A 23,266-nucleotide genomic window follows, 5' to 3' on the forward strand; every position below is an offset into this window, starting at 1 on the left:
GTCTACCGGGGGTTCCGGGGGGCGTCGGCCGGGCCGGCGCCGCGGGCGGCGCCGGCGAGGCGTTCGACGGCCGCGATGAAGGCGTCACCGCGGGCCGGGTAGTTGGCGAACATGTCGAAGGACGCCCCGACGGGGGCGAGCAGCACGGTGTCGCCCGGCCGGGCGAGCCCGGAGGCTTCGTTGACGACGCGGTCCATGGCCCCAGTGTCGGTGTCGGGGACGTCCACGACGGGGACATCCGGGGCGTGTCGCGCGAGCGCCTCGGCGATCCGGTGCCGGTCGCGTCCCATCAGCACGGCGCCGCGCAGCCGCCCGGCGCACGAACGCACCAGGTCGTCGACGTCCAGGCCCTTGAGGAGGCCGCCCGCGATCCACACGACCGGCTCGTAGGCGGCCAGGGACGCGGCGGCCGCGTGCGGCTGGGTGGCCTTGGAGTCGTTGACGTAGGCGACGCCCGCCACGTCCGCGACGTGCTGGATGCGGTGCGGGTCGGGCACGAACGCGCGCAGGCCCTCGCGGACGGCCTCGGGCGGCGCCCCGAACGCGCGGGCGAGGGCGGCGGCGGCCAGCGCGTTGGCGACGTTGTGCGGCGCGAACGGGCGGACGTCGGCGAACGCGGCGAGTTCGGCGGCCTGCCGCGCGGGGTCGTCGGTGAACGCCCGGTCGACCAGCAGTTCCTCGACGACGCCGAGTTCGCCGGGACGCGGCGCCCCGAGCGTGAAGCCGACCCGCCGGTCCACGTCCGGGGCGCGTTCGGCCAGCGCGGCGGACGTCTCGTCGTCGGCGTTGTACACCGCGACGCAGCCCGGGCCGAAGATCTTGGCCTTGGCGGCGACGTAGGCGTCCATGGAACCGTGCCAGTCGAGATGGTCGGGCGCGACGTTCAGCACCGCGGCCGCCTTCGGGGCCGGCGAGCCGGACCAGTGCAGCTGGTAGCTCGACAGCTCCACCGCCAGCACGTCATAGGGCTCGGCGACGGCCTCGACGATCGGCGTCCCGACGTTCCCGACCGCGAGCGCCTTGTGGCCGGCGGCGGTGAGCATGCACGCCAGCATCCGGACGACGGTGGTTTTGCCGTCGGTGCCGGTGATGGCCAGCCACGGCGCCGCGCCCTCGGGTCGGACCCGCCACGCCAGCTCGACCTCGCCGATGATCTCGACGCCGGCCGCGGCGGCCGCGGCGAGCAGCGGCACGTCCGGACGCCAGCCGGGCGAGGTCACCACCAGGTCGGTGCCGTCCGGCAGGCCCTCGCCGTCGCCGAGCCGGACCGTGGCCCCGCGGGCCTCCAGCTCGGCGGCGTGCCCGCGCTGCTCCTCGCCGTCGCGGGCGTCCACGACGGTGACGCGGGCGCCGTGCCCGGCGAGGACGCGGGCGGCGGCGCGACCGGACACGCCGAGCCCGGCGACGCACACGGACAGGCCCGAGAAACGGCTGCTGCTCACTACTTCGGCATCCATTCCAGGTAGAACAGGCCGATGCCGATCGCGACGAACAGCGCCGACATCAGCCAGAAGCGCACGACGATCGTCGTCTCGGCCCAGCCGGACAGCTCGAAGTGGTGCTGCAGCGGGGCCATCTTGAACACGCGTTTCTTGGTCATCTTGAACCCGCCGACCTGGATCATCACCGACAGGGTGATCATCACGATCAGCCCGCACAGGATGGCGAGCAGGAACTGGGTGCGGGTGAGGATCGCCAGGCCGACCAGCACGCCGCCGAGGGCCAGCGAGCCGGTGTCGCCCATGAAGATCTTCGCGGGCGGGGCGTTCCACCACAGGAAGCCGAACACGCCGCCGAGCACGGCCGCGGCGACCACCGCGAGGTCGAGGGGGTCGCGGACGGTGTAGCAGTTGGGGGCGAGCGCGTAGTCGGTGCAGCTGTTGCGCAGCTGCCAGTTCCCGATGATCACGTAGGCGGCCAGCACCATGCCGGCCGGGCCCGCCGCCAGCCCGTCGAGGCCGTCGGTGAGGTTCACGCCGTTGGACATGGCCGCGATGAGCAGCAGCGCCCACACCACGAACAGGTACGGGCCGATCGAGGGGCCGAAGTCGCGCAGGAACGACAGGTAGGGGTCGGCGGGGGTGATGTCGTAGCCGTTGGGGAAGTTGAGCGACGCGACGGCGAACACGACGCCGACGAGGATGATGCCGATCATCTTGGCGCCGCTGCGCAGGCCGAGGCTGCGCTGCTTGAACACCTTGATGTAGTCGTCCACGAACCCGACGAGGCCGAGCCCGGTCATCAGGAACAGCACGAGCATGCCGGAGATGGTCGGCTCGGTCCCGGTGACGAGGTGCGCCACCGCGTAGCCGACGAGCGAGCCGACGATGAAGACCGTCCCGCCCATGGTGGGGGTGCCGCGCTTGTTGAGGTGGGCCTCGGGCCCCTCGTCGCGGATCATCTGGCCGTAGCCGAGCCGGTTGACGATCCGGATCCACACCGGCGTGCCGACCATGACGAGGATCAGCGCGACCCCGGCGGCGATGATGATGTTGGTCATCGGCCGTCCTCCGCGAGGATCGCCTCGGCGACCCGTTCCAGTCCGGCCACGCGAGAGCCCTTCACCAGCACGACGTCCCGCGGCGCGAGCCGCTCGCTGAGCGCGGCCACCGCCGCGCCGACGTCATCCACCTGCACGCACTCTCCCGTCCATGACCCCACCTGCCCGGCCCCGTCGGCCATCGCCGCCGCGTTCGCGCCGACGACCACGAGGCCCGCGATCCCGCTGCGCGCCGCATGCTCCCCGATCTTGGCATGTTCCGCCGCGGACGAGTCGCCGAGTTCGGCCATCTCCCCCAGCACCGCGTACGCGCGGCGTCCCCGCGCCATGTGGGCGACCACGTCGATCGCGGCGCGCGTCGAGTCGGGGTTGGCGTTGTAGGCGTCGTTCACCACGGTCACCCCGTCGGCCCGCTCGGTGACCTCCATCCGCCACCGGCTGACCGGCCCGGCCTCCGATAGGCCCGCGGCGATCTCGGCGGGCGCCAGCCCGGCCGCCCGGGCCGCCGCGGCCGCGGCCAGCGCGTTGGGGACGGCGTGCGAGCCGTGCAGGCGCAGCGCGACCGGCGCCGAGCCCTCCGGGGTGACGAGGGTGAACCGGGCCCGGCCCTGCCCGTCGAGGGTCTCGCCCGCGGCGCGGACGGCCGCGTCCGGGGACCGGCCGAAGGTGACGACCTCGCCTCGGGTGCGCGGCGCCATGGCGGCGACGAGCGGGTCGTCGGCGTTCAGGACGGCGGCGCCGCCCGGCCTCACGGCCTCCACGATCTCGCCCTTGGCGCGGGCGATGTTCTCGCGGCCGCCGAACTCCCCGACGTGCGCGGTGCCGACGTTCAGCACGACGCCGACGTCGGGCGGCGCGATCCCGGTGAGGTAGGCGATGTGGCCGATGCCGCGGGCGCCCATCTCCAGGACCAGGTGCCGGGTCGCGGCGTCGGCGCGCAGCACGGTGAGCGGCAGCCCGATCTCGTTGTTGAACGAGCCGGGCGGGAAGACGACGGGGCCCGCGCGGCCCGCGAGCTGCCCGATGAGGTCCTTGGTGGAGGTCTTGCCCGCCGAGCCGGTGACCGCGATGACGGTCACGTCCGGCAGCCGCTCCAGCACGCCCCTGGCCAGCCGTCCGAGCGCCTCCTGGACGTCGTCGGCGACCACGCACGGCCCGCCCTCCAGCGGCCGCTGCGCGAGGACCGCGGCGGCGCCGGCCGACAGGGCCGAGGACGCGAAGTCGTGCCCGTCCGCGCGCTCGCCCTTCAGCGCCGCGAACAGCGCCCCGGGGGCCGCCGCGCGGGAGTCGATGACGACGGGACCGCTCACCACGACGTCCGGAGGCCCGTGGAGGGTGCCTCCCGTGATCTCCGCGATCGTCGACAGCGGAAGTGGGATCACGCCTGCGTCCCGTCCCCTCTTATCCCTTTCGCATGGCGCCGGAGCGCCTCGCGCACGACCGCGCGGTCGTCGAACGGCTGTACCTCGCCCGCCACGCTCTGGCCCTGTTCGTGGCCCTTGCCCGCGATGACGAGGACGTCGCCGCGGCGGGCCCGGCCGACGGCCAGCGCGATCGCGGCGGCACGGTCGGGTTCCACCACGATGTGCGCCCGCCCGGGCTGCGGCACCTTGAGTCCGCCCTCGACCATAGCGGCGAGGATCGCCAGCGGATCCTCCGACCTCGGGTTGTCGTTGGTGAAGTAGGCGGTGTCGGCCAGCCGGGCGGCGGCCTCTCCCATCAGCGGGCGCTTGCCGCGGTCGCGGTCGCCGCCGCAGCCGAGCACCACCGTCAGGTCGCCCTCGGTGACGGGACGCAGCGCGTTGAGGACGGCCTCGACCGCGCCGGGCTTGTGGGAGTAGTCGACGAGCGCGACGAAGTCCTGGCCCTCGTCCACCCGCTCCAGCCGGCCGGGGACGCCGGGCAGCGACGCCACCCCGTGCACGGCGGCCTGCAGCGGGATACCGGCCTCGACCAGCGCGACGATCGCGGCGAGCGCGTTGGCGACGTTGAACGGCCCGGCGAGCCGGACCTCGCCGTCGGCCTCGATGCCGCCGGGCCCGACGACGCGGAACACGCTGCCGTCGGCGCCGACGCGCACGTCCTCGGCCCGCCAGTCGGCCGCCGGGTCGCCGGACGCCGAGAACGTCGTCGTCGGCACCGTGGCGATGTCCAGCAGCTCACGGCCGTGGTGGTCGTCGAGGTTGACGACGCCGACGCGGGAGTACTCGGGCGTGAACAGCCGGGCCTTGGCCAGGAAGTAGTCCTGCATGGTCGGGTGGTAGTCCAGGTGGTCCTGGGACAGGTTCGTGAACACCGCGACCTCGAACACCGCGCCGCCGACCCGGCCCTGGGCGAGGGCGTGGCTGGAGACCTCCATCGCGGCGGCGCCGACGTCCCGCTCGCGCATCATCGCCAGCAGCGCGTGCAGGTCGGTGGACTCCGGCGTGGTCAGCGCGCTCGGCACCCGGTCGCCGGCCACCCGGATCTCGACGCCGCCGACCAGGCCCGTCTCGATTCCGGCGGCGCGCAGCCCCGCGTCCAGGAGGAAGACGGTGGTGGTCTTGCCGCTGGTCCCGGTGACGCCGATGAGGGTGATGTCGCGTCCGGGCTCCCCGTACACCCAGGACGCGGCGTCGCCGAGCCGCGCGCGGACGTCGGACACCACCAGGACGGGCAGGCCCGTCGCCGCCGCCCGGTCGTACCCGTCGGGGTCGGTGAGGATCGCCGCGGCGCCCGCCTCGGCGGCCTGGGCGGAGAACTGGGCGCCGTGTGCGCGCGCGCCGGGGAACGCTGCGTAGATGTCGCCGCGCCGCACCGCACGCGAGTCGTGCGTGATGCCCGTCGCCGACACCGCGTCCCAGCCGGTCTGCTCGATTCCGAGAAGCGCCGCGAGTCCATTCAGCGGACGGGCCGGATTGGTGGTGGGACGCATGGCGTTTCTTTCGGTACGAGCGGAACGGGACTGCTGGGACACGGGTGGTGGACTCACAGGCGAGGAGGGTACTCGCTGCCGTCAGTCTCGGGCGTGGATCTGAATGATCGGCGGTCGGCTCCCCGTCGGCGGGATCTTCTCGGACTGAAGGGCGAAGCTCATCACGTCCTTGAAGACCGGTGCGGCCGCATCGCCACCATAGTGGCTGCCCCGCTCGGGGTCCTGCAGGACGACCTGGACGACCAGCTGCGGATCGTCGGCCGGGGCGAACCCCGCGAACGACGCGGTGTAGCCGCCGCCGTCGTAGCAGCCGCAGCGCGGGTTGACGATCTCGGCGGTCCCCGTCTTGCCGGCGACGCGGTATCCCTTGATCTGGGCCTTCGGGGCGGTGCCCTCCTCGGTGGTCACGCCTTCCAGCATGTCGCTGATCTGCCGGGCCGTCTTCTCGCTGATGACCCGCTCGCGCTCGGGCGCGGGCGACGGCGTGAACCTGTCGTCCTCGCCGGCGGTGCCCGCGACGAGGGTGGGCCGGACCCGCACGCCGCCGTTGGCGATGGTCGCGTAGACGCTGGCCATCTGCACCGCGTTCACCGACACCGTCTGCCCGAAGGCGATCGGGTACCGGTCGGTGCCCGACCACTCGGCGGGCGGCTTCAGCAGCCCGGGCGTCTCGCCCGGGAGCGGCAGGCCGGTCTTCTCCCCGAACCCGAAGTCGCGGAGCGTCTGGTAGAGCTGCTGCTGGGTGATGCTCTCGCTCGCCATGATGGTGCCGACGTTGCTGGACTTGGCGAGCACGCCGGCGAAGGTGAGCCGCTCCGGCGGGTGCGGGTGCGAGTCGCGGAAGACGACGTCGTACTTCTTCAGCTTGTCGGGGACGGTGTAGGGCGTCTGCGGGGTGACGCCGCCCTTCTCCATGACGGCCGCGGCGGTGACGACCTTGCCGGTGCTGCCCGGCTCGAACGCCTCCTGCACCAGGGGGCTGCCCCACAGGCTCTTGTCCGACTCGGCGTAGTTGTTCGGGTCGAACCCGGGCGCGGAGGCCATCGCGAGGAGCTCACCGGTGCGCGGATCCATGACGATGACGCTGCCGCTCTTCGCCTTGGACGCCTTGACCTGCTTCTCGATCGCCTCCTGCGCCTTGAACTGCAGGTCGCGCTCCAGCGTGAGCCGGACGCCGCGGCCGGGCACGGAGGGACGCTTCTGGTCCTTGCCCATGGGGATGTGCTGGCCCTCGGGACTGATCTCCACCCGCTGCCAGCCCGCGCGCCCGGCGAGCACGCCGTTCATCGAGCTCTCCAGGCCGGCGGCGCCCTTCCCCGTGTCGTTCACGAAACCTATGACGCTCGCGGCGAGCGAATCGTTGGGATACTCCCGGCGGTACTCCGGCAGGGTCCCGATGCCCAGCAGGTCCCACGAGGTGATCAGCCGTGCCTGGTCGGGCCGGACGCCGTGCGCCAGATACACGAACCGGGTGTCGGGCTTGCTGATCTTCTTCATCAGCGTCGCGGGGTTCAGCCCGAGCGTCGGGGCCAGCGCGTTGACGATCGCCTGCCGCTCGCCGGCCTCGATCAGCGACGGGTCGGCGTAGATGGCCCGCGCCTCCACCGTCATGGCGAGCGGGTGGCCCTGCGCGTCGGTGATGTCGCCGCGGATCGCGGGCAGCGTGATCTCCTGCAGGCGCTGCCGCATCGCCTGCTCGGTGTACTTGCCGGACTCGATCGTCTGGAGCTGGACGAGCCGCCCGGCGAACAGCGACAGCACGAACGCGACGACCAGCAGCGCGACGTTCAGCCGCTTGAGCGGGTCGCGCCGGTGGAAAGGGGTGCGGCTGCGCGGGCCCCGGTCCGGGGGCCGCCCCGAGCCGCCCGTGCCGCGCCTGGGTCCGGTTCCGGCGCCCTGGCCGCTCCGCGCCGCCCGGCCCGCGCCGCTCCTGCCGGACGCGCCTTTGGCGGGCGCCTTCTTCTGCGCGGGTTTCCGCTGCGCCGTCTTCGTCTGCGCCGTCTTCCGCGCCGGTCTCTTCACGGCGGGCTTCTTGGCGGACGCGCCGCCGGTCCCGGTCTCCTTGCGGGGGGTCTCCTTGCGCGCCGCGGGGACCATGCCGCCGCGCGCGGGACGGCGGGCGGCGCTGCCCTTCGTGCCCGGCCGTCCCGCGCCGTCGGACCTCCCGCCCTGCGGGCGCGGAGAGTTACCGGTATTGCGCCCGGACGCGCGCGCCGCGCCCGGGCCGCTCTTGTCGTCCCGCCCCGCCGAGCCGCGCGGGCCGCGCCCGTCCGGGCCGCGTTTCCGGCCGGGCGGAGGCCCGGCGGTCCCGCGTCCCGGCCGTTTCGTCACCGTGCCCCCCGCTCCCCGATGCGGCCGTTCCCGCTCACGGCGCTCCGCTTCCGCGTCCGCCGTCGAGGACGGAGGGCGGGACGCCGTCGCCGGGCACCACGGTGCCGGGGACGCCGACCACGCCCGCGGCGCCGGCCGACGCGGCCGCCGCGTGCGGGACCGGGCGGATCTTGCCGTCGCTGGCGCGCCCGGTGCCGGTGTGGAAGAACGCCGGGTCCTCGGCCTCCTTCATGCCGAGCGCCTTGGCCTTGTTCGACAGGCCCTGCGGGGAGCCTTCGCGGGCGATCTCCTCCTCGAACGCCTGGCGCTGCTGTTCGAGCTGCTTGTTGCTCTGCTGCAGCCGGGTCAGCGTGAACGCGTCCTTCGCCAGGACGGTGTTGAGCAGCAGCAGGCTCACCAGGGCGCCGCCGAGCAGCCCGACGATGAGCAGCACGAACGGAGCGCGCGGCGGCGCGTGCGCCGCCGTCCGCCGCGACGCGGCCGGACGGGACCGCCCGGCGGCCGCCTTCGCCCCGCCCTTGGCGGTCTTGGCCGGCTTCGCGGGCGCGGTCTTCGCCGCGGCGGCCTTGCTCGCCGCAGGCGCGGCGGGCCTCGTCTTGGCCGCCGTGCTCTTGGCGGACGCGGGCCTGCGCGCGGGCGTGCTCTTGGCGGGCGCGCTCTTGGCGGGCCTGCTCTTGGCGGGCGCCGGGGCGGCGGCGTCGGCCGGGCGTTCCCGGGTCCTCTTCTTCGGCGCCTTGGCGGGCGGGCGTCTGCTCGTCGTGGTCATGTCGCCTCCCGGACCCGCTCGGCGGCGCGCAGCCGCACCGATCCGGCCCGTGGGTTGGTCGTGGTCTCCTCGTCGGACGGCAGCTCCGCCCCGCGCGTCAGGAGCCGGAAGCGCGGCTCGTGCTCGGGCAGCGGGACGGGCAGGTCCGGCGGGGTGGTGTCGGCCGCCTGGGCGGCGAGGACCTGCTTGGTGATGCGGTCCTCAAGGGAGTGGTAGCTGAGGACGGCGATCCGGCCGCCGACCGGGATCGCGTCCAGGGCGGCGGGCAGCGACCGGCGCCAGATGTCCAGTTCGCCGTTCACCTCGATGCGCAGCGCCTGGAAGGTCCGCTTGGCCGGGTTGCCGCCGGTACGGCGCGTCGCGGCCGGGATGGCGGTGCGCACCAGGTCGGCGAGGCGCCGGGTGGAGTCGAGCGGGGCGCGCTCGCGCTCGCGGACGATCGCCGAGGCGATGCGCTGGGCGAAGCGCTCCTCGCCGTACTCGCGCAGGATCCTGGCGAGCTCGGCGGGCGGGTAGCCGTTGACGACCTCCGCCGCGGTGAGCCGCTGGGTGGTGTCCATCCGCATGTCGAGGGGGGCGTCGTGGGAGTAGGCGAAGCCGCGGCCGGTCTCGTCGAGTTGCGGGGAGGAGACGCCGAGATCGAACAGGACGGCGTCCACCGCGGGGACGCCGAGCCGGCGCAGGACCCCGGGGATCTCGTCGTAGACGGCGTGCTCCAGCGTCACCCGGTCGCCGAAGGGGGCGAGTCTGCGCGCGGAGCGCTCCAGCGCGGTGGTGTCGCGGTCCAGGCCGATGAGGCGGAGCCCGGGGACGGCCTTCAGCATCGCCTCGGCGTGGCCGCCCATGCCGAGCGTGGCGTCGAGGTAGACGGGCGGGCGGCCGGTGACGGACTGCGCCGCGGGGGTGAGGAGCGTCAGGACGCGACCGAGCATGACCGGTACGTGACCGGACTCGGGCGCGTGGTCTCCCACGTCCATGCTTCACCCCCTGTACTGAACATTTCTCGTCCGCGGCGGGCCGCCGAGCTCGGGGCCGTGGTGACACGCCGGACGAAAAAGGTTCACTGCCACCTCGCTCGCGGACTGTGTGGCATCGCCGGGCCGGATGACCGCTTCGCGCCCCCGGCGGCGGCCTCGCCCGGCCAGGTCCCCATCCGCTGCCCTAGAGGAAGATCACCGCGTGGTGCGCGGGGGGTCGCCGTCTGGCGCCGGGGAAGCTGCGCCAGATGGCTCGGAGAGCGGCTGGAGACCTGGCCGAACGTGGGCCGATGCCGGTCATCGGACCGACGAGTCGTTTCTCAGAGGATCCCTGGCAACACCTCCTCCGAGACGTCGGAGAACGTCTCCTCCTCCTGCTCCAGGTAGGTCTCCCAGGCCTGCGCGTCCCAGATCTCCAGACGCGTGTTGGCCCCGATGACCGTGCAGTCGCGGGTGAGCCCCGCGTACTTGCGCAGCGGAGGCGGGATCGTGACGCGGCCCTGTTTGTCGGGGACCTCGTCGGAGGCGCTGGCGAAGAAGACCCTGCTGTAGCTCCGCACGGCCTTCTCGGTGACCGGCGCGGCACGCAGAGCCTCGGTAATCCGCTGGAACTCCGCCATGGGGAAGACGTACAGGCAGCGCTCCTGGCCCTTCGTGATCACCAATCCCCCCGACAGCTCCTCGCGGTACTTCGCCGGCAGGAACAGCCGTCCCTTGTCGTCGAGGCGCGGTGAATGGGTGCCGAGGAACACCGGCCCCACCTCCCGCGCCGCATGAGGCGCTACTGCTCCCCACGGCGCCCCACTCTACTCCACTCTTCCCCACCGTCAACAATGAAAACACCGGCGCCGAACCGGGTTCATGAAAGAACTCGCAGGTCAGAGTGGGTGGCGCCGGGTGGGGCCCGCGGCGGCCCGGTCCGCGCGCCGCGGCGGCGAGGGGCGGCGCGGCCCGTCCCGGCGGGCATCGCCGGCGGGTCTGGAGGGGCGGGGTGGGGTGAAGTGGTGTGCTCCTCCGGACGCGGACCCCGATCCCCGTGGAGCACAATGGGCTCGCGTTCATCATGAACATCGCGGAGGGCGTTCCGACGACGTACTGTCGTTTGGGCGGGCGCATTGGGCGCCGCACCGGCTGCGGTAGGACCGGCCCCCGCACGGGGCGGGCCCGTCAGGGGCCTTCGAGCCAACCGCGCGACCGGACGGCTGAGGAGGGTTTGGTGGCAGTAGGCACGCACGGCGAGTCGTTCATGGAGACCGACCCCCCGGCATCCCACCCGGCCCCGGGGCTCGAGGGCCTCGCCCAGGTCGCGAACAAGATCCGGGACGCGGTGGAGTCGGTGATCGAGGGCAAGCCCTCGGTGGTGCGGCTCGCGCTGACGGTGCTGCTGGCGGAGGGGCACCTGCTGATCGAGGACGTGCCGGGGGTCGGCAAGACGATGCTCGCCAAGGCGCTCGCGCGCTCGGTGGACTGCTCGGTGCGGCGCGTGCAGTTCACACCCGATCTGCTGCCCAGCGACATCACCGGGGTCAGCGCCTACAACCAGGAGCTGCGCGAGTTCGAGTTCAAGCCGGGCCCGGTGTTCGCCAACATCGTGGTCGGCGACGAGATCAACCGCGCCTCCCCGAAGACGCAGTCCGCGCTGCTGGAGTGCATGGAGGAACGCCAGGTCACGGTGGACGGCACCACCTACGGGCTGGAGCCCCCGTTCATGGTGATCTCCACGCAGAATCCGGTGGAGATGGAGGGCACCTACCCGCTGCCCGAGGCGCAGCGCGACCGGTTCACCGCCCGCATCTCGATGGGCTACCCCGACCCCGCGGCGGAGCTGGAGATGCTGGAGACCCACGGTGAGACGTCCCCCCTCGACCGGCTGACCCCCGTCGCGCACGCCGCCGACGTCCGCGACCTCATCGAGGTGGTGCGCAAACAGCACGTGTCGTCCGCGGTGCGCCAGTACGCGATCGACCTCGTCACCGCGACCCGCAATCATCCCGAGCTGCGGCTCGGCGCCTCACCGCGGGCGACCCTGCAGCTGGTGCGGGCCGCGCGGGCGTACGCGGCGCTCGACGACCGCGACTACGTCGTCCCCGACGACGTCCAGGACCTCGCCGTCCCCGTCCTCGCGCACCGGCTGCTGCCCACCTCGGAGGCGCAGGTGGAACGCCGCCGCCCCGAGCAGGTCGTCGCCGACCTGGTGAAGCGCCTGCCGGTCCCCTCCCCCCGGAAGTGACCGTTGAGACGAGCGCTTGCCGGCCTCACCACGCGCGGCCGGTCCTTCGTGGCCGCCGGCGCGACCGCGATCCTCTGCGCGTTCGTCCTCGGCGAACGCGACCTGCTGCGCGCGGGCGTGCTCGTGCTGGTGCTGCCGCTTCTGTGCACCCTGGCGGTGTCGCGGACCCGCTACCGGCTGGCCTGCGCGCGGCGCCTGGACCCGCCGCGGCTGCCTGTCGGCCGCGAGGCCCGCGTCGACCTGCGGCTGGAGAACGTGTCGCGGCTGCCGAGCGGGCTGCTGATGGTGGAGGACCGGGTGCCGTACGCGCTCGGCGGGCGGGCCCGGTTCGTCCTGGACCGGATCGAGCCGCACGGAAAGCGTGAACTCGGCTACCGGATCCGCTCCGACGTGCGCGGGCGCTACCGGGTGGGTCCGCTGACCGTGCGGCTGGCCGACCCGTTCGGGATGGTGGAGCTCGTCCGCTCGTTCAGCCTGTCCGACAGGCTCACGGTGACGCCCGCGATCGTCCCGCTGCCGCACGAGCGGCTGGCCGGCGCGTGGAAGGGCGGCGGCGACAGCATCGCCAGCGCGGTCTCCGCGGCGGGCGAGGACGACGTGACCCCGCGCGAGTACCGGCACGGCGACGACCTGCGCCGCGTGCACTGGCGGTCCACCGCCCGGCACGGGGAGCTGATGGTGCGGCGTGAGGAGCAGCACTTCCAGAGCAGCGGGACGCTGTTCCTCGACACCCGCCGCACCTCCCACTGGGGCGACGGCATGGCCGGATCGTTCGAGCAGGCCGTGTCGGTGACCGCGTCGATCGGGGTGCACCTCGTCCGGACGGGGATGAACCTGCGCTATGTCACCGACGCCGGCGAGGCGCTGCCGGCCGCGTCGGCGGACGGGGGCTTCGAGGGACTGCTGCTGGACGCCCTGGCGATCGCCCGCAGGTCCAAAGGCGGTTCGCTTTCCCCGGGGCTGGCGGTACTGCGGGGCCGGGCGGGCAAGTCGCGCGACGGCGACGGGCTGATCATCGCGGTGTTCGGCGCCCTGTCCGGCGAGGAGGCGCGCTCGGTCGCGGCGGCGCGGCGCGGCGCCGGGACCTGCGTCGCGGTGCTGGTCGAGGCGCACGGTACCGCGGGGAGCCCGTCCCCGCAGGACGGCGGCGCGGAGCCGGTGTCCGCGCAGGCGGCCGGGCTGCTGCGCGCGGGCGGCTGGCGGGTGGTGATCATCCGGTCGGCCGCGGAGCTGGCCGGGGCATGGGCACAGGCCGGCCAGGCCGGCGAGGACTTCGTCAGGGACGGCTCATGAGAATCCGGGTGACGGTCATGGCGGGGCTGGCGACGCTCGCCGGCTCGATCGGCCTCTATCCGCTGTTCGAGGAGGCCGGCTGGTTCCAGGCCGGGCTCGGGGCGGTGCTCGCCGTCGCCGGCGGCGGGCTGCTGGCCCGGCGGCTGCGGCTGCCCGCCGTGTTCAACCTCCTGGCCGGGCTGCTCGCGCTGCTGCTCTACCTCAACCTCGTCTACGCCGCCGACCGGGCGTGGCTGGTGTTCATCCCGTCGCCGGAGTCGCTGCGCCACCTCGCCGACCTCAACGAGGCCGGCTGGCAGGCCGCCAACCGGTACGCGGCGCCCGTCCCGCTGCTGCCCGGGATCTCGATGATGGCCGCCGCCGGGATCGGGCTGGTCGCCGTCCTGGTCGACCTGCTCGCCGTGCGGCTGCGCCGGGCCGCCCCCGCCGGGCTGCCGCTGCTGGCCATGTACAGCGTGCCCGCCGCGGTCCGCGAGGACGGCGTCAACTGGCTGGCGTTCGGCGTCGGGGCGGCGGGCTTCCTCGCACTGCTGATGGCCGACGCCCGCGAGCGGGTCGGCGGCTGGGGACGGACGGTGACGACGCGCCGCCGCCAGCGGGACGTCCCGCTGGCGGGGACCGAGCCCCGCCCGGATGAGTCGGCCGCCCGGCTCGACGCGGCCGCGCTGGCGGCGAGCGGACGCCGGATCGCGGTCGGCGCGGTCGCCGTCGCGGTGCTCGTCCCGGCGGCCGTGCCGGGGCTGCAACCCCGCGGCTTCCTCGGCCTGGGCACCGGCGGGGGCAACGGCACCCAGACGGTGACCACGCCCGACCCGCTGGTCAGCCTGAAGCGGGAGCTGACCCGGCTGGACGACTCGGTCGTCCTCACGTACCGGACGAACGACCCGCAGGGGCCCGACTACCTGCGCCTGTACGCCCTCGACCGGTTCGACGGCGACAGGTGGACCTACAGCCCCCTGCAGAGCAGTTCCAAGGACCGGCTGACCGGGGACGACCTCCCGCCGCCGCCGGGACTGACCGTCGCCTCCGTCCGGGAGGTGCGGACCGAGGTGGAGGTACGGCCCGAGGTCAGGAACATGACGTTCCTGCCGGTGCCGTACGCACCGTCCAGCGTGTCGATCAAGGGCGACTGGCGGGTGCACGTCCCGTCGCTGATGGTCTACTCGCTGCGCGACTCCGCGAGCGGGCGCTCCTACACGGTCGAGAGCCTGCGCGCGGAGCCGACGTCGGCGCAGCTCGCCGCCGCCGGCAACTACCCGGCGGAGATCGTCTCGCGGTACACGGCGGTGCCGAAGAACATCCCGCAGCAGGTCAGGCAGCTCGCGCAGGACGTCACCGCCGGGTCGGCGACCGCGCTCAGGCAGGCCGTGCGGCTGCAGCGCTGGTTCACCCAGACCGGCGGGTTCACCTATGACCTGTCCGCGCCGGCGCCGCAGCACGGCAGCGACCTCGTCGACTTCCTCCTGCACGGCAAGCGCGGCTACTGCGAGCAGTTCGCCGCGTCGATGGCGCTGATGGCGCGGATCCTCGGCATCCCGTCGCGCGTCGCGATGGGCTACACGCCGGGCACCGAGACCAGGCCCGGCGAATGGGTCGTCCGGTCGCGCGACGCGCACGCCTGGCCGGAGCTGTACTTCCAGGGCACCGGCTGGGTGCGGTTCGAGCCGACCCCGTCGGGCACGGCCGGGCAGGGCACCGCCGACGCCCCCGGCTACAGCCTCCCGGCGGTCAGCACCGGCGGCGGCCCGGACGGGCGGAACGCGCCGGCGCCGTCGTCGTCGTCGCCCGCCGACGACGGCGCCACCGCGCCCAGCGCCGCCCCCAGCCACCGCAGCGACACGGGCCCCGAGGGCGCCGCCGCCGCTCAGGAGGCCGAGGACGACGGGTTCTCCGCCACGCCCTGGCTGGCGGGAGGACTGCTGGTCCTGCTGCTGATGGCGGTCCCGATGACGCTGCGGGTGGTCACCCGGCGCCGCCGCTGGGCGGCGCTGACGGCGCCGCCCCCGCCGGAGGCCGGCCCGTCTCCCGGCCGCTCCTCCGGGGCGCCGTCCGGCGCGGCCTCGCGGACGTGGGAGCCCGATCCCGCGGGGGCCGCCCACACCGCGTGGCGGGAGATGCGCGCCGACGCGCTCGACCACGGGCTCGAATGGCGTACCAGTGACTCTCCGCGCGCCACCGCGCGCCGCCTCGGGGAGCTGCTGGAACTGGACGCGGCGGGCACGCGGGCCCTCACCCGCATCGCCCGCGCCGAGGAACTGGCCCGCTACTCCCTGTCCCGCTCCCCCGAGCCCCCGGAGCGGCTGCGCGCGGACGTCCGCACCGTCCGGGACGCGTTCGCCGCGTCCGTGGGGCGCCGGACCCGGTGGCGCGCCCGCCTGCTGCCGCCGTCCACGATGACGCAGACGCGGGACACGCTCCGGTCGGCCGGTGACCGTGTGCTGGACGTGGCCGCCCGACTGAACGACCTGCCCGCCCGCCTGCGCCGCAAGTAGCCCAGCGCGCCGACCGAGCCGCCGGGTCCCGGGCATGCGCCGCCGGCTCCCGGGCGTGCGCCTCCGGCTCCCGGGCACGCGCCTCCGGGGCCCGGGCACACGTTCGTCCCGGCCCGCGCGGCCACTACCGCGTCGGACCGGGACGATCCGGAGAAGCTAGTCGCCCTCGGTGCGGCGGCGCCAGCGCTCCTCCATGCGTTCCATGAAGCCCGCCTTCTCGGGTTTGGCGGACTTGGCCTCCCGGCCGCCGCCGTCCGACGCGGACTCGCTTCCGATACCGGTCATCCGCTTCCAGCTCGTCAACGCCCAGACGCAGCACACCACCATGAGGAGGAAGCCGGTCACGCTGACCGCGATGGTCACGGTGCCCGCGTTGATCACAAGACCGGCCATCAGGGCACAGACGCCCACGACAAAGCCGAAGGCGGCCTTGACGATCCGGCGTTTGTAGTGGACCTGGGGGTTGGTCGAGCGAACCGCGTGAGCGAACTTCGGATCCTCGGCGTACAACGCCGATTCGATCTGTTCGAGCATGCGCTGCTCGTGCTCAGAGAGCGGCACGGCACCTCCCAACGACAGCCCCGCGGCGGGGTATCCGATGCAGGACGCGAACGTCAACGGTGATATGCCCAGAATACGAGCACTGTCGAGCGTACGAAAGCGAACGGCCCGTCGAGGGCCCGGCGCCGGTCACCTCACAGCCATCTTTCATTGTCTTCCGTCCCTGCCGTCACGTCCGTCACCATCGGCCGCAGGCCGGACCAGCGCGGCGGGGCGGACCGCACCGCGGCCGAACCGGTGCGCGACCTGGTCCATGGCTCGCTCGGCCTCACGCCAGCCGCGTTCCGGCTCGTCGAAGGCGAGCTGACGGGGGGCCTCGCCGGCGGGACCAAGGTTCTCCACCCTGACCCCGACCAGACGGAGACGTACCCGATCCAGAGCCGCCCCCTCATAGAGCTCGCAGGCTGTGACATAGATCACACGAGCCAGATCGGTCGGCTCGTCCAGCGTCCGCGCCCGCGTGATCGTCTTGAAGCTCGCCATCCGTAGTTTGACGCTCACCGTCCGGCCGGAGTTCCCGCTCTCGCGCAGCCTGGCGCCGACCTTCTCCGCCAGCCGCAGCAGCTCGCGGCGGATGACGTCCGGGTCGTCGATGTCGGTGTCGAAGGTCTCCTCGGCGCCGATGCTCTTGTCGGGCGTGTGCGGGACGACCTCGCGGGGGTCGCGGCCCCAGGCCAGCTCGTGCAGGTGGGTGCCCGTCGCGTTGCCCAGCTCGCGCCGCAGCGTCGCCGGCGGCACCTGGGCGAGCTGCCCCACGGTCCGCAGGCCGAGGCGGGTCAGGGCCTCCTCCGTCCGCTCCCCGACGCCCCACAGGGACGCGACGGGCAGCGGGTGCAGGAAGTCCACGACGCCGTCCGCGGGCACCACGAGCAGCCCGTCGGGCTTGCACAGGGTCGAGGCCAGCTTGGCGATGAACTTGGTGCTCGCGACGCCGACCGAGCAGGTGATGCCCTGCTGGTCGCGAACCTGCTCGCGGATCATCGCCGCGATCTCGGCGGGCCGGCCGAGCCGCCGCCCGGCGCCCGCCACGTCGAGGAACGCCTCGTCCAGCGACAGGCCCTCCACCAGCGGCGTGACGGAGCGGAAGAGCTCGAACACCGCGGCGGACACGCGGGAGTACTTGCCGTGGCTCACCGGCAGGATCACCGCCTGCGGGCACAGCCGCCGCGCCCGGGTCATCGGCATCGCCGAGTGCACACCGAACCGGCGGGCCTCGTAGGACGCCGCCGACACCACCCCGCGCGGCCCAGCGGCGCCCACGATGACGGGCCGTCCGCGCAGCTCCGGGCGTTCCAGCAGCTCGACGCTGACGAAGAACGCGTCCATGTCCACGTGCAGGATCGCGCATCCGGTGTCGTCGGCGGGCGGGCCGGGCTGCGGCCCCGGCCGGTGCAGCTGCTGCTTGCGGCTCACGGCTACCCGGCCGGCTTGTCGGCCACCAGGTGCAGCTGGGTGGCGAGGTCCCGCAGGACGGGATGGACGGCCGCGACCGACTCCAGCGCGATCAGCGCGTCGGCCGAGTCGGCGTCGCCGTCCACCATGCCGCTCGGCACCAGATCGGCGAAGATCCGGACGCCGTGCAGCTCGGCGACCCGCAGGTTCGCGCCGCGCACCAGCGACGACAGCGTCTCCCGGGTGAACCGGCGGGGCATGCGGTCGCCCTCGCCCCACCGCCCGGACGGGTCGGTCAGGACCTGGCGGGCGTCGTCGAAGTGGCCGGACACCGCCCGGTGCAGCGCGGCGGCGATCTGCCCGGCGACCAGCAGGCTGACCGAGCCGCCGGGACGGACGGTGCCGGTCAGCGCCGCCATCGCCGCGCCGGGGTCGTCCACGTACTCCAGGACGCTGTGGCACAGCACCAGGTCGGCGGCGTCCAGGCCGAGCAGGTCGGGCAGGTCGACGGCGTCGCCCTGCACCGCGCGGACGGTCACGCCGGACTCGGCGGCGCGGCGTTCCAATGCCGCCAGCGCGTCGGGGTTGGCGTCGATCACGGTGACCCGGTGCCCGAGGCCCGCGAGCGGCACCGCGAACCCGCCGGTGCCGCCGCCGACGTCGACGACCTCGCTTCCCCCGGTCTCCGGCGCGATGCGGTCGAGGACGGTGCGCAGGGCGTCCCACAGGACGGCGCTGCGCACGCGGCTTCCGCCTCGCACCCGCTTCTGCTGCCGACCGGTCACGGCCGCTCCCCTAACGTCACTCATCCCCGGTAAGCCTAGCCGCCCGCGGCCCCGCGCCGGGTGCCGGACGACGACGCCGTTCGGAAGGACCGGCCGTTACAGGGAGAGCGAGGGTTTCAGCTGCTGGAGGCGGGAGAGGAGGCCGTTGACGAAGCGCGGGGACTCGTCGGTGGACAGTTCGGTGACCAGCCCGACCGCCTCGGCCACCGCGACGCCGTCGGGGACGTCGTCGACCCACAGCAGTTCGAAGGCCCCCATCCGCAGAACGCTGCGGTCGACGACCGGCATCCGCTCCAGGGTCCACCCGGTCGCGTAGGTCGCGATGAGATCGTCGATGCGTTCCCGGTGCTCCTGGACGCCCTCGATCAGCCGGACGGCGTGCGGGTACTCGGCCAGCTCGTCCTGGTTGGGCCGGCCCCGGGCCGCGAGGACCGCGGTCGGCTCCTCCTCCCGCAGTTCCGCCGCGAACAGGATGTCCAGCGCGAGTTTGCGTGCCTTCGTGCGTGCGCTCATCGCCTCAGCCGCGGCCGAGGTAATCGCCGGAGCGGGTGTCGACCTTGACCTTCTCGCCGGTGGTGATGAACAGCGGCACCTGGATCTGCGCGCCGGTCTCCAGGGTGGCGGGCTTGCTGCCGCCGGTGGAACGGTCGCCCTGCAGCCCCGGCTCGGTCTCGGTGATCTGCAGCACGACCGCGGCGGGCAGTTCGATGTACAGCGGGTTCTCGTTGTTGAAGGCGATCACGGCGTTCTGCTCGGGGAGCAGGTAGTTCGCCGCGGTGCCGACGACGGTCTCGGGGATGTGGGGCTGGTCGTAGGTCTCGGTGTCCATGAAGACGAAGTCCTCGCCCTCGCGGTAGAGGTACTGCATCTCCCGCTTGTCGACGCTGGCCACCTCGACCTTGGTGCCGGCGTTGAAGGTCTTGTCGACGACCTTCCCGGACAGCACGTTCTTGATCTTGGTACGGACGAACGCGCCGCCCTTGCCGGGCTTGACGTGCTGGAATTCCAGGACGGTCCACAGCTGGCCGTCGAGGTTCAGCGTCATGCCGTTCTTCAGGTCGTTCGTCGTCGCCACTGCGTTGTTCTCCCGGTCGCGGGCCCGCGCGTCAGAGCACGAGCAGGTCCTTGGTCGTCGTGGTGAGGAGCTCCGGGCCGTCCGCGCGGACCACGAAGGTGTCCTCGATGCGGACCCCGCCCCGGCCCGCGAGGTAGATTCCCGGCTCCGCCGTGATCGGAACTCGGTCCATCAGCCTACCGGTCTTGTCGTACCCCATGAGCGGGGCCTCGTGGATCTCCAGGCCGACGCCGTGCCCGAGCCCGTGGGTGAACGCGTCGCCGTGCCCCGCGGCCTTGATGATGTCGCGGGCGGCGGCGTCGACGGCCTTGGTGTCGGCGCCGGGGGCGGCGGCGCCGATCGCGGCGAGCTGCGCGCGGTGGACGAGGTCGTACAGGTCGCGCTGCCATCCGGCGGGCTCGCCGATCGCGACGGTGCGGGTCATGTCGGCGTGGTAGCCGCCGTACCGGGCGCCGAAGTCCATGGTCACGAGGTCGCCGCGCTGGAGTTCGCGGCCGCCCGGATGGTGGTGCGGGACGGCGCCGTTCGGCCCGGACGCGATGATCGACTCGAACGCGGGGGCGTCGGCGCCGAGATCCACCATCGCCCGTTCGAGCGCGATGGCGACGGCCCGTTCGGTGACCCCGGGGCGGATCCCGGGGAGGACGGCGTCGAACGCGCCGCCGGTGATGGCGCACGCCTCGCGCAGCAGCGCGATCTCCTCCTCGTCCTTGACCCGGCGCAGGTCCTCGACCAGGTGACCGGGGGCGGTCAGCTCGATGTCGGCCTGGTCGCGGAGTCCGGTGTGCTGCTCGACGGTGAGGTCGTGGGCCTCGAAGCCGAGCCGGCCGTGGCCGTCCGCGGCGGCCCGCGTCACCAGCGCGGCCGCCACCTGCCGGTCGACGATGACGGGGAGCTCGGGGCAGACCTGCGCGGCCATGCCGGCGTAGCGGCCGTCGGTGGCGAGCACGGCCGGGCCGTCGGCCGGGACGAGCAGCGCGGCCCTGGAGCTGTCGAGGCCGGTCAGGTAGCGGACGTTGACGAGGCGGGTCACCAGGAGGGCGCCCGCGTCCCGCCCGGCGACGAGCGCGGCCAGCCGGCGGCGCCGCGCGATGTGCGTCTCCCCCATGGTCAGGACTCTAGGGCACGTCCGGGCGGGCGGGTCCGGGCGGGCGGGCCCGGCCGCGGGCCGCCGGAGCGATCACAGAACATCGCGATCACAAAACATGAAGAACCCTCGACTTTTTCCTCGGGACGGGCATAGCGTGACCGACCGTGTGATCTTCCGTCCCCCGCTCTTGGACTTCCCCCAGGAGGCATTCCCGTGACCCGAGTCAGCCGCCGCAGACTGCTCGGCACAGGCGCGCTCACCGCCGCCGGAGCCGTCGTCTCCGCGGCCGCGGCGCCGCCCGCCGCCGCCCGCACCGCACCCCTCACCGCCGACGTGGTGATCGTCGGCGCGGGCCTGTCCGGCCTGACCGCCGCCCGCGACCTCGTCGCGGCCGGGCGGTCGGTGATCGTCCTGGAGGCCCGGGACCGGCCCGGCGGGCGCGTCTACGGCCTGCCGCTCGGCGACGGCACCACCAGCGAGGGCGGCGCCGAGTTCATCGGCCCCACCCAGGACCGCATCGCCGCGCTCACCCGCGACATGGGCGTGGAGACCTTCAAGACCTACAACACCGGCAAGAACGTCTACTACCGCAACGGCAGGCGGTCCCTGTACGAGACCGACGGCATCCTCGGCGCGGTCCCCCCGGACTGGGGCGTCATCGACCTGGAGATCGCGCTGCTGAAGCTCGGCGGCATGATCAAGGACGTCCCGGTCGGCGAGCCGTGGAAGGCGGCGAAGGCCGACGAGTGGGACGCCCAGACGTTCCACACCTGGTCACGGGCCAACTCGATCAGCAGCGGCGCGCGGTTCCTGATGGACGCGTTCGTCTCCTCGACGCTGTCGATGCGCTCCCAGGAGGTGTCGCTGCTCTACCTGCTGCACTACGCGGCCGCCGCGGGCAACGAGAGCACCCCGGGGACGATCGACCGGCTGATCAACACCAAGGACGGCGCGCAGGAGTCCCGCTTCGTCGGCGGCTCCGAGCAGGTGCCCATCCGCCTGGCGGCGAGCCTGGGCGACATCGTCCGCTACAACGCGCCGGTGCGGTCCATCGTCACCGGCTCGGGCGGCGTCACCGTCAACGCGGACGGGATCTCGGTGTCGGCCGAGCGGGTCGTGGTCGCGATGTCCCCGGCGATCGCCGACAAGATCGACTACTCGCCGGCGCTGCCCGCGAGCCGGGCGCAGCTGATGCAGCGCTACCCGATGGGCTCGATCGCCAAGTTCGTCGGCGTCTACGACGCCCCGTTCTGGCGGGCGGACGGCCTGACCGGGCAGGCCGTCGCCGACAGCGGCGCCATCGACGCGACGTTCGACAACAGCCCGCCCGACGGGTCGCGCGGCATCCTGATGGGCTTCATGAACCAGGCCAACATCAGGAAGCTCGACGGCGCGCCGGCGGACGAGATCAGGGCCGCCGGGCTCGACTCGTTCAAGAAGCTGTTCGGCGACAAGGCCGGCGCACCGGAGATCACGGCGATCCAGCGCTGGGACAACGAGATGTGGAGCGGCGGCGGCCCGGCCGGCGTCGCGCCGCCCGGTGCGCTCACGGCCTTCGGCCCGGCGCTGCGGGCGCCGTGCGGGCCGATCCACTGGGCGGGCACCGAGACGTCCGACTACTGGACGGGCTACATGGACGGCGCCGTCCGCTCCGGCGAACGCGTCGCCAAGGAGGTCAACGCCGCCCTCTGATCCTCCGTCGGCGTGCGGCGTGCCGCCCTCATGACCGTGGTCCGGGGGCGGCACGCCGCAGGTCGACGAGCCGGGTCACAGCTCGGCGGTCATCTGCTTGACCTTCTCGATGAGGGCGAGGCGGCCCTTGTGGTCGCCCGCGATCGGGGAGACGTTCAGCGTGGTGACGCCGGACTCCTTCATCGCGGCGAGCCGCTCGCGGACGTGGCCCTCGGAGCCGATGAGCGACATCTTCTCCAGCAGCTCGTGCGGGACCTTCGCGGCGGCCTCGTCCTTCTTGCCGTCCAGGTACAGGTCCTGGATCTCCTCGGCCTCCTTCTCGAAGCCGTACCGGCGGGCGAGGTCGTTGTAGAAGTTCTTGCCCTTGGCTCCCATGCCGCCGATGTAGAGCGCGGCCATCGGGCGCCCGAACTCCAGGTAGCCCTGCACGTCGTCGCCGATGGCGAGCGGGGACTGCCCGACGACGTCCAGCTCGCCGAGGGCCGGGTCGCGCTTGGCCTTCCCGGCGGCCAGGGACGCCCCCCACACGTCCCCGGCCTTCTCCGGCATGTAGAAGATCGGCTCCCAGCCGTTGGCGATCTCGGCGGTCAGCTCGACGTTCTTCGGGCCGATCGCGGCGACCATGACCGGGATGTCCGCCCGCACCGGATGGTTGATGATCTTCAGTGCCTTGCCGAGGCCGGTGCCCTGCCCCTCGGGCAGCGGCAGCTTGTAGTGCCTGCCGTCGTACTGGACCCGCTCACGCCGCCATGTCTTGCGGCAGATCTCGATGATCTCGCGGGTGCGGCCGAGCGGCGCGGTGTAGGGGACGCCGTGGAAGCCCTCGATGACCTGCGGGCCGGACGCGCCGATGCCGAGCGTGAACCGTCCGTCCGAGACGTAGTCCAGGCCGGCGGCGGTCTGCGCGATGGCGGACGGCGTCCGCGAGTAGATGTTGAGGATGCCGGAGGCGATCTCCACCCGTTCGGTCCTGGCGGCGATGTAGCCCATCTGGCTCACCGCGTCGAAGCTGTACGCCTCCGCGACGTAGACGATGTCGAGGCCGGCCTTCTCGTAGTCGGCCAGCTCCTCGACGGTCTCCTTGAAACCGCCGGAGTAGCTGAGCGCCATCCCGATGCGCATCGGCATCCCTTCCCTGTAACCGAATCGGATTCCAGTCGAACGTAAC

At 73.4% G+C, this 23,266-nt stretch carries 19 protein-coding genes; 4 read left to right on the top strand and 15 right to left on the bottom strand.

From position 1 onward, the window contains the following. Positions 1–2: 2 nt before the first annotated feature. The 8 genes from murD to mraZ form a co-directional block, all read right to left on the bottom strand. Complete coding sequence (murD, locus tag ACTWPP_RS17405; protein ID WP_443105306.1) at positions 3–1,457, bottom strand: UDP-N-acetylmuramoyl-L-alanine--D-glutamate ligase; 1,455 nt, start codon at positions 1,455–1,457, stop codon at positions 3–5. After that, positions 1,442–2,500 (bottom strand): phospho-N-acetylmuramoyl-pentapeptide-transferase, encoded by a 1,059-nt coding sequence (gene mraY, locus ACTWPP_RS17410; protein ID WP_443105307.1) that lies wholly within the window; start codon positions 2,498–2,500, stop codon positions 1,442–1,444. The genes murD and mraY overlap by 16 nt, the downstream gene beginning before the upstream one ends. Further along, positions 2,497–3,882: a UDP-N-acetylmuramoyl-tripeptide--D-alanyl-D-alanine ligase gene (locus ACTWPP_RS17415; protein ID WP_443105308.1), complete on the bottom strand. Its 1,386-nt coding sequence runs from the start codon at positions 3,880–3,882 to the stop codon at positions 2,497–2,499. Before ACTWPP_RS17415 ends, mraY begins: the two co-directional genes overlap by 4 nt. Beyond that, a complete protein-coding gene (locus tag ACTWPP_RS17420) occupies positions 3,879–5,414 on the bottom strand; it encodes a UDP-N-acetylmuramoyl-L-alanyl-D-glutamate--2,6-diaminopimelate ligase (RefSeq protein WP_443105309.1) in 1,536 nt (511 codons plus the stop codon). The genes ACTWPP_RS17415 and ACTWPP_RS17420 overlap by 4 nt, the downstream gene beginning before the upstream one ends. An 81-nt stretch (positions 5,415–5,495) precedes the next feature. Beyond that, positions 5,496–7,745 carry a penicillin-binding transpeptidase domain-containing protein gene (locus ACTWPP_RS17425; RefSeq protein ID WP_443105310.1) on the bottom strand — a complete coding sequence of 750 codons (2,250 nt, stop codon included), beginning with the start codon at positions 7,743–7,745 and terminating at the stop codon, positions 5,496–5,498. A 34-nt stretch (positions 7,746–7,779) separates the two neighbouring features. Continuing rightward, positions 7,780–8,511, bottom strand: coding sequence for a hypothetical protein (locus ACTWPP_RS17430; RefSeq protein ID WP_443105311.1), 732 nt, complete (start codon positions 8,509–8,511; stop codon positions 7,780–7,782). After that, on the bottom strand, positions 8,508–9,488 hold the full coding sequence (gene rsmH / locus ACTWPP_RS17435; protein WP_443105312.1) for a 16S rRNA (cytosine(1402)-N(4))-methyltransferase RsmH: 981 nt from the start codon (positions 9,486–9,488) through the stop codon (positions 8,508–8,510). The genes ACTWPP_RS17430 and rsmH overlap by 4 nt, the downstream gene beginning before the upstream one ends. Before the next feature lie 320 nt (positions 9,489–9,808). Next, positions 9,809–10,240 (bottom strand): division/cell wall cluster transcriptional repressor MraZ, encoded by a 432-nt coding sequence (gene mraZ, locus ACTWPP_RS17440; RefSeq protein ID WP_148353194.1) that lies wholly within the window; start codon positions 10,238–10,240, stop codon positions 9,809–9,811. 494 nt (positions 10,241–10,734) lie between these two features. Here mraZ and ACTWPP_RS17445 point away from each other — a divergent pair, with 494 nt between their 5' ends. From ACTWPP_RS17445 to ACTWPP_RS17455, 3 genes are read left to right on the top strand one after another with little or no spacing between them, the layout of a single operon-like run. Next, positions 10,735–11,718 (top strand): AAA family ATPase, encoded by a 984-nt coding sequence (locus ACTWPP_RS17445; RefSeq protein ID WP_443105577.1) that lies wholly within the window; start codon positions 10,735–10,737, stop codon positions 11,716–11,718. A gap of 3 nt (positions 11,719–11,721) precedes the next feature. Beyond that, positions 11,722–13,011, top strand: coding sequence for a DUF58 domain-containing protein (locus ACTWPP_RS17450; protein WP_443105313.1), 1,290 nt, complete (start codon positions 11,722–11,724; stop codon positions 13,009–13,011). Next, a complete protein-coding gene (locus tag ACTWPP_RS17455) occupies positions 13,008–15,503 on the top strand; it encodes a transglutaminase TgpA family protein (protein ID WP_443105314.1) in 2,496 nt (831 codons plus the stop codon). Before ACTWPP_RS17450 ends, ACTWPP_RS17455 begins: the two co-directional genes overlap by 4 nt. 156 nt (positions 15,504–15,659) lie before the next feature. Here ACTWPP_RS17455 and ACTWPP_RS17460 read toward each other — a convergent pair whose 3' ends face one another. From ACTWPP_RS17460 to ACTWPP_RS17485, 6 genes are all read right to left on the bottom strand, one after another. Continuing rightward, positions 15,660–16,064: a DUF3040 domain-containing protein gene (locus ACTWPP_RS17460; protein WP_443105578.1), complete on the bottom strand. Its 405-nt coding sequence runs from the start codon at positions 16,062–16,064 to the stop codon at positions 15,660–15,662. Between the two features lie 147 nt (positions 16,065–16,211). After that, the gene (locus tag ACTWPP_RS17465; RefSeq protein ID WP_443105315.1) at positions 16,212–17,477 is read right to left on the bottom strand and encodes a DNA polymerase IV; all 1,266 of its coding nucleotides are present in this window, start codon (positions 17,475–17,477) and stop codon (positions 16,212–16,214) included. 2 nt (positions 17,478–17,479) lie between these two features. Next, positions 17,480–18,265, bottom strand: a complete 786-nt coding sequence (locus tag ACTWPP_RS17470; protein WP_443105316.1) for a methyltransferase domain-containing protein — start codon at positions 18,263–18,265, stop codon at positions 17,480–17,482. Between the two features lie 72 nt (positions 18,266–18,337). After that, entirely contained in the window at positions 18,338–18,754 is a 417-nt protein-coding gene (gene nusB / locus ACTWPP_RS17475; protein WP_443105317.1) for a transcription antitermination factor NusB, read from the bottom strand. A 4-nt stretch (positions 18,755–18,758) separates the two neighbouring features. Continuing rightward, positions 18,759–19,316 carry an elongation factor P gene (gene efp / locus ACTWPP_RS17480; RefSeq protein WP_443105318.1) on the bottom strand — a complete coding sequence of 186 codons (558 nt, stop codon included), beginning with the start codon at positions 19,314–19,316 and terminating at the stop codon, positions 18,759–18,761. Positions 19,317–19,347: 31 nt separating this feature from the next. Continuing rightward, positions 19,348–20,424, bottom strand: coding sequence for a M24 family metallopeptidase (locus tag ACTWPP_RS17485; RefSeq protein WP_443105319.1), 1,077 nt, complete (start codon positions 20,422–20,424; stop codon positions 19,348–19,350). A gap of 195 nt (positions 20,425–20,619) precedes the next feature. Between ACTWPP_RS17485 and ACTWPP_RS17490 the strand changes: the two genes are divergently transcribed. After that, positions 20,620–22,098, top strand: a complete 1,479-nt coding sequence (locus ACTWPP_RS17490) for a flavin monoamine oxidase family protein (protein ID WP_443105320.1) — start codon at positions 20,620–20,622, stop codon at positions 22,096–22,098. A 75-nt stretch (positions 22,099–22,173) separates the two neighbouring features. On the opposite strand, the gene ACTWPP_RS17495 is transcribed toward ACTWPP_RS17490, so the two are convergent. Next, positions 22,174–23,220: an LLM class F420-dependent oxidoreductase gene (locus ACTWPP_RS17495; RefSeq protein WP_443105321.1), complete on the bottom strand. Its 1,047-nt coding sequence runs from the start codon at positions 23,218–23,220 to the stop codon at positions 22,174–22,176. Positions 23,221–23,266: the final 46 nt, after the last annotated feature.

This window comes from Actinomadura sp. 3N407 (genome assembly GCF_052245875.1).
Lineage (GTDB): Bacteria > Actinomycetota > Actinomycetes > Streptosporangiales > Streptosporangiaceae > Spirillospora.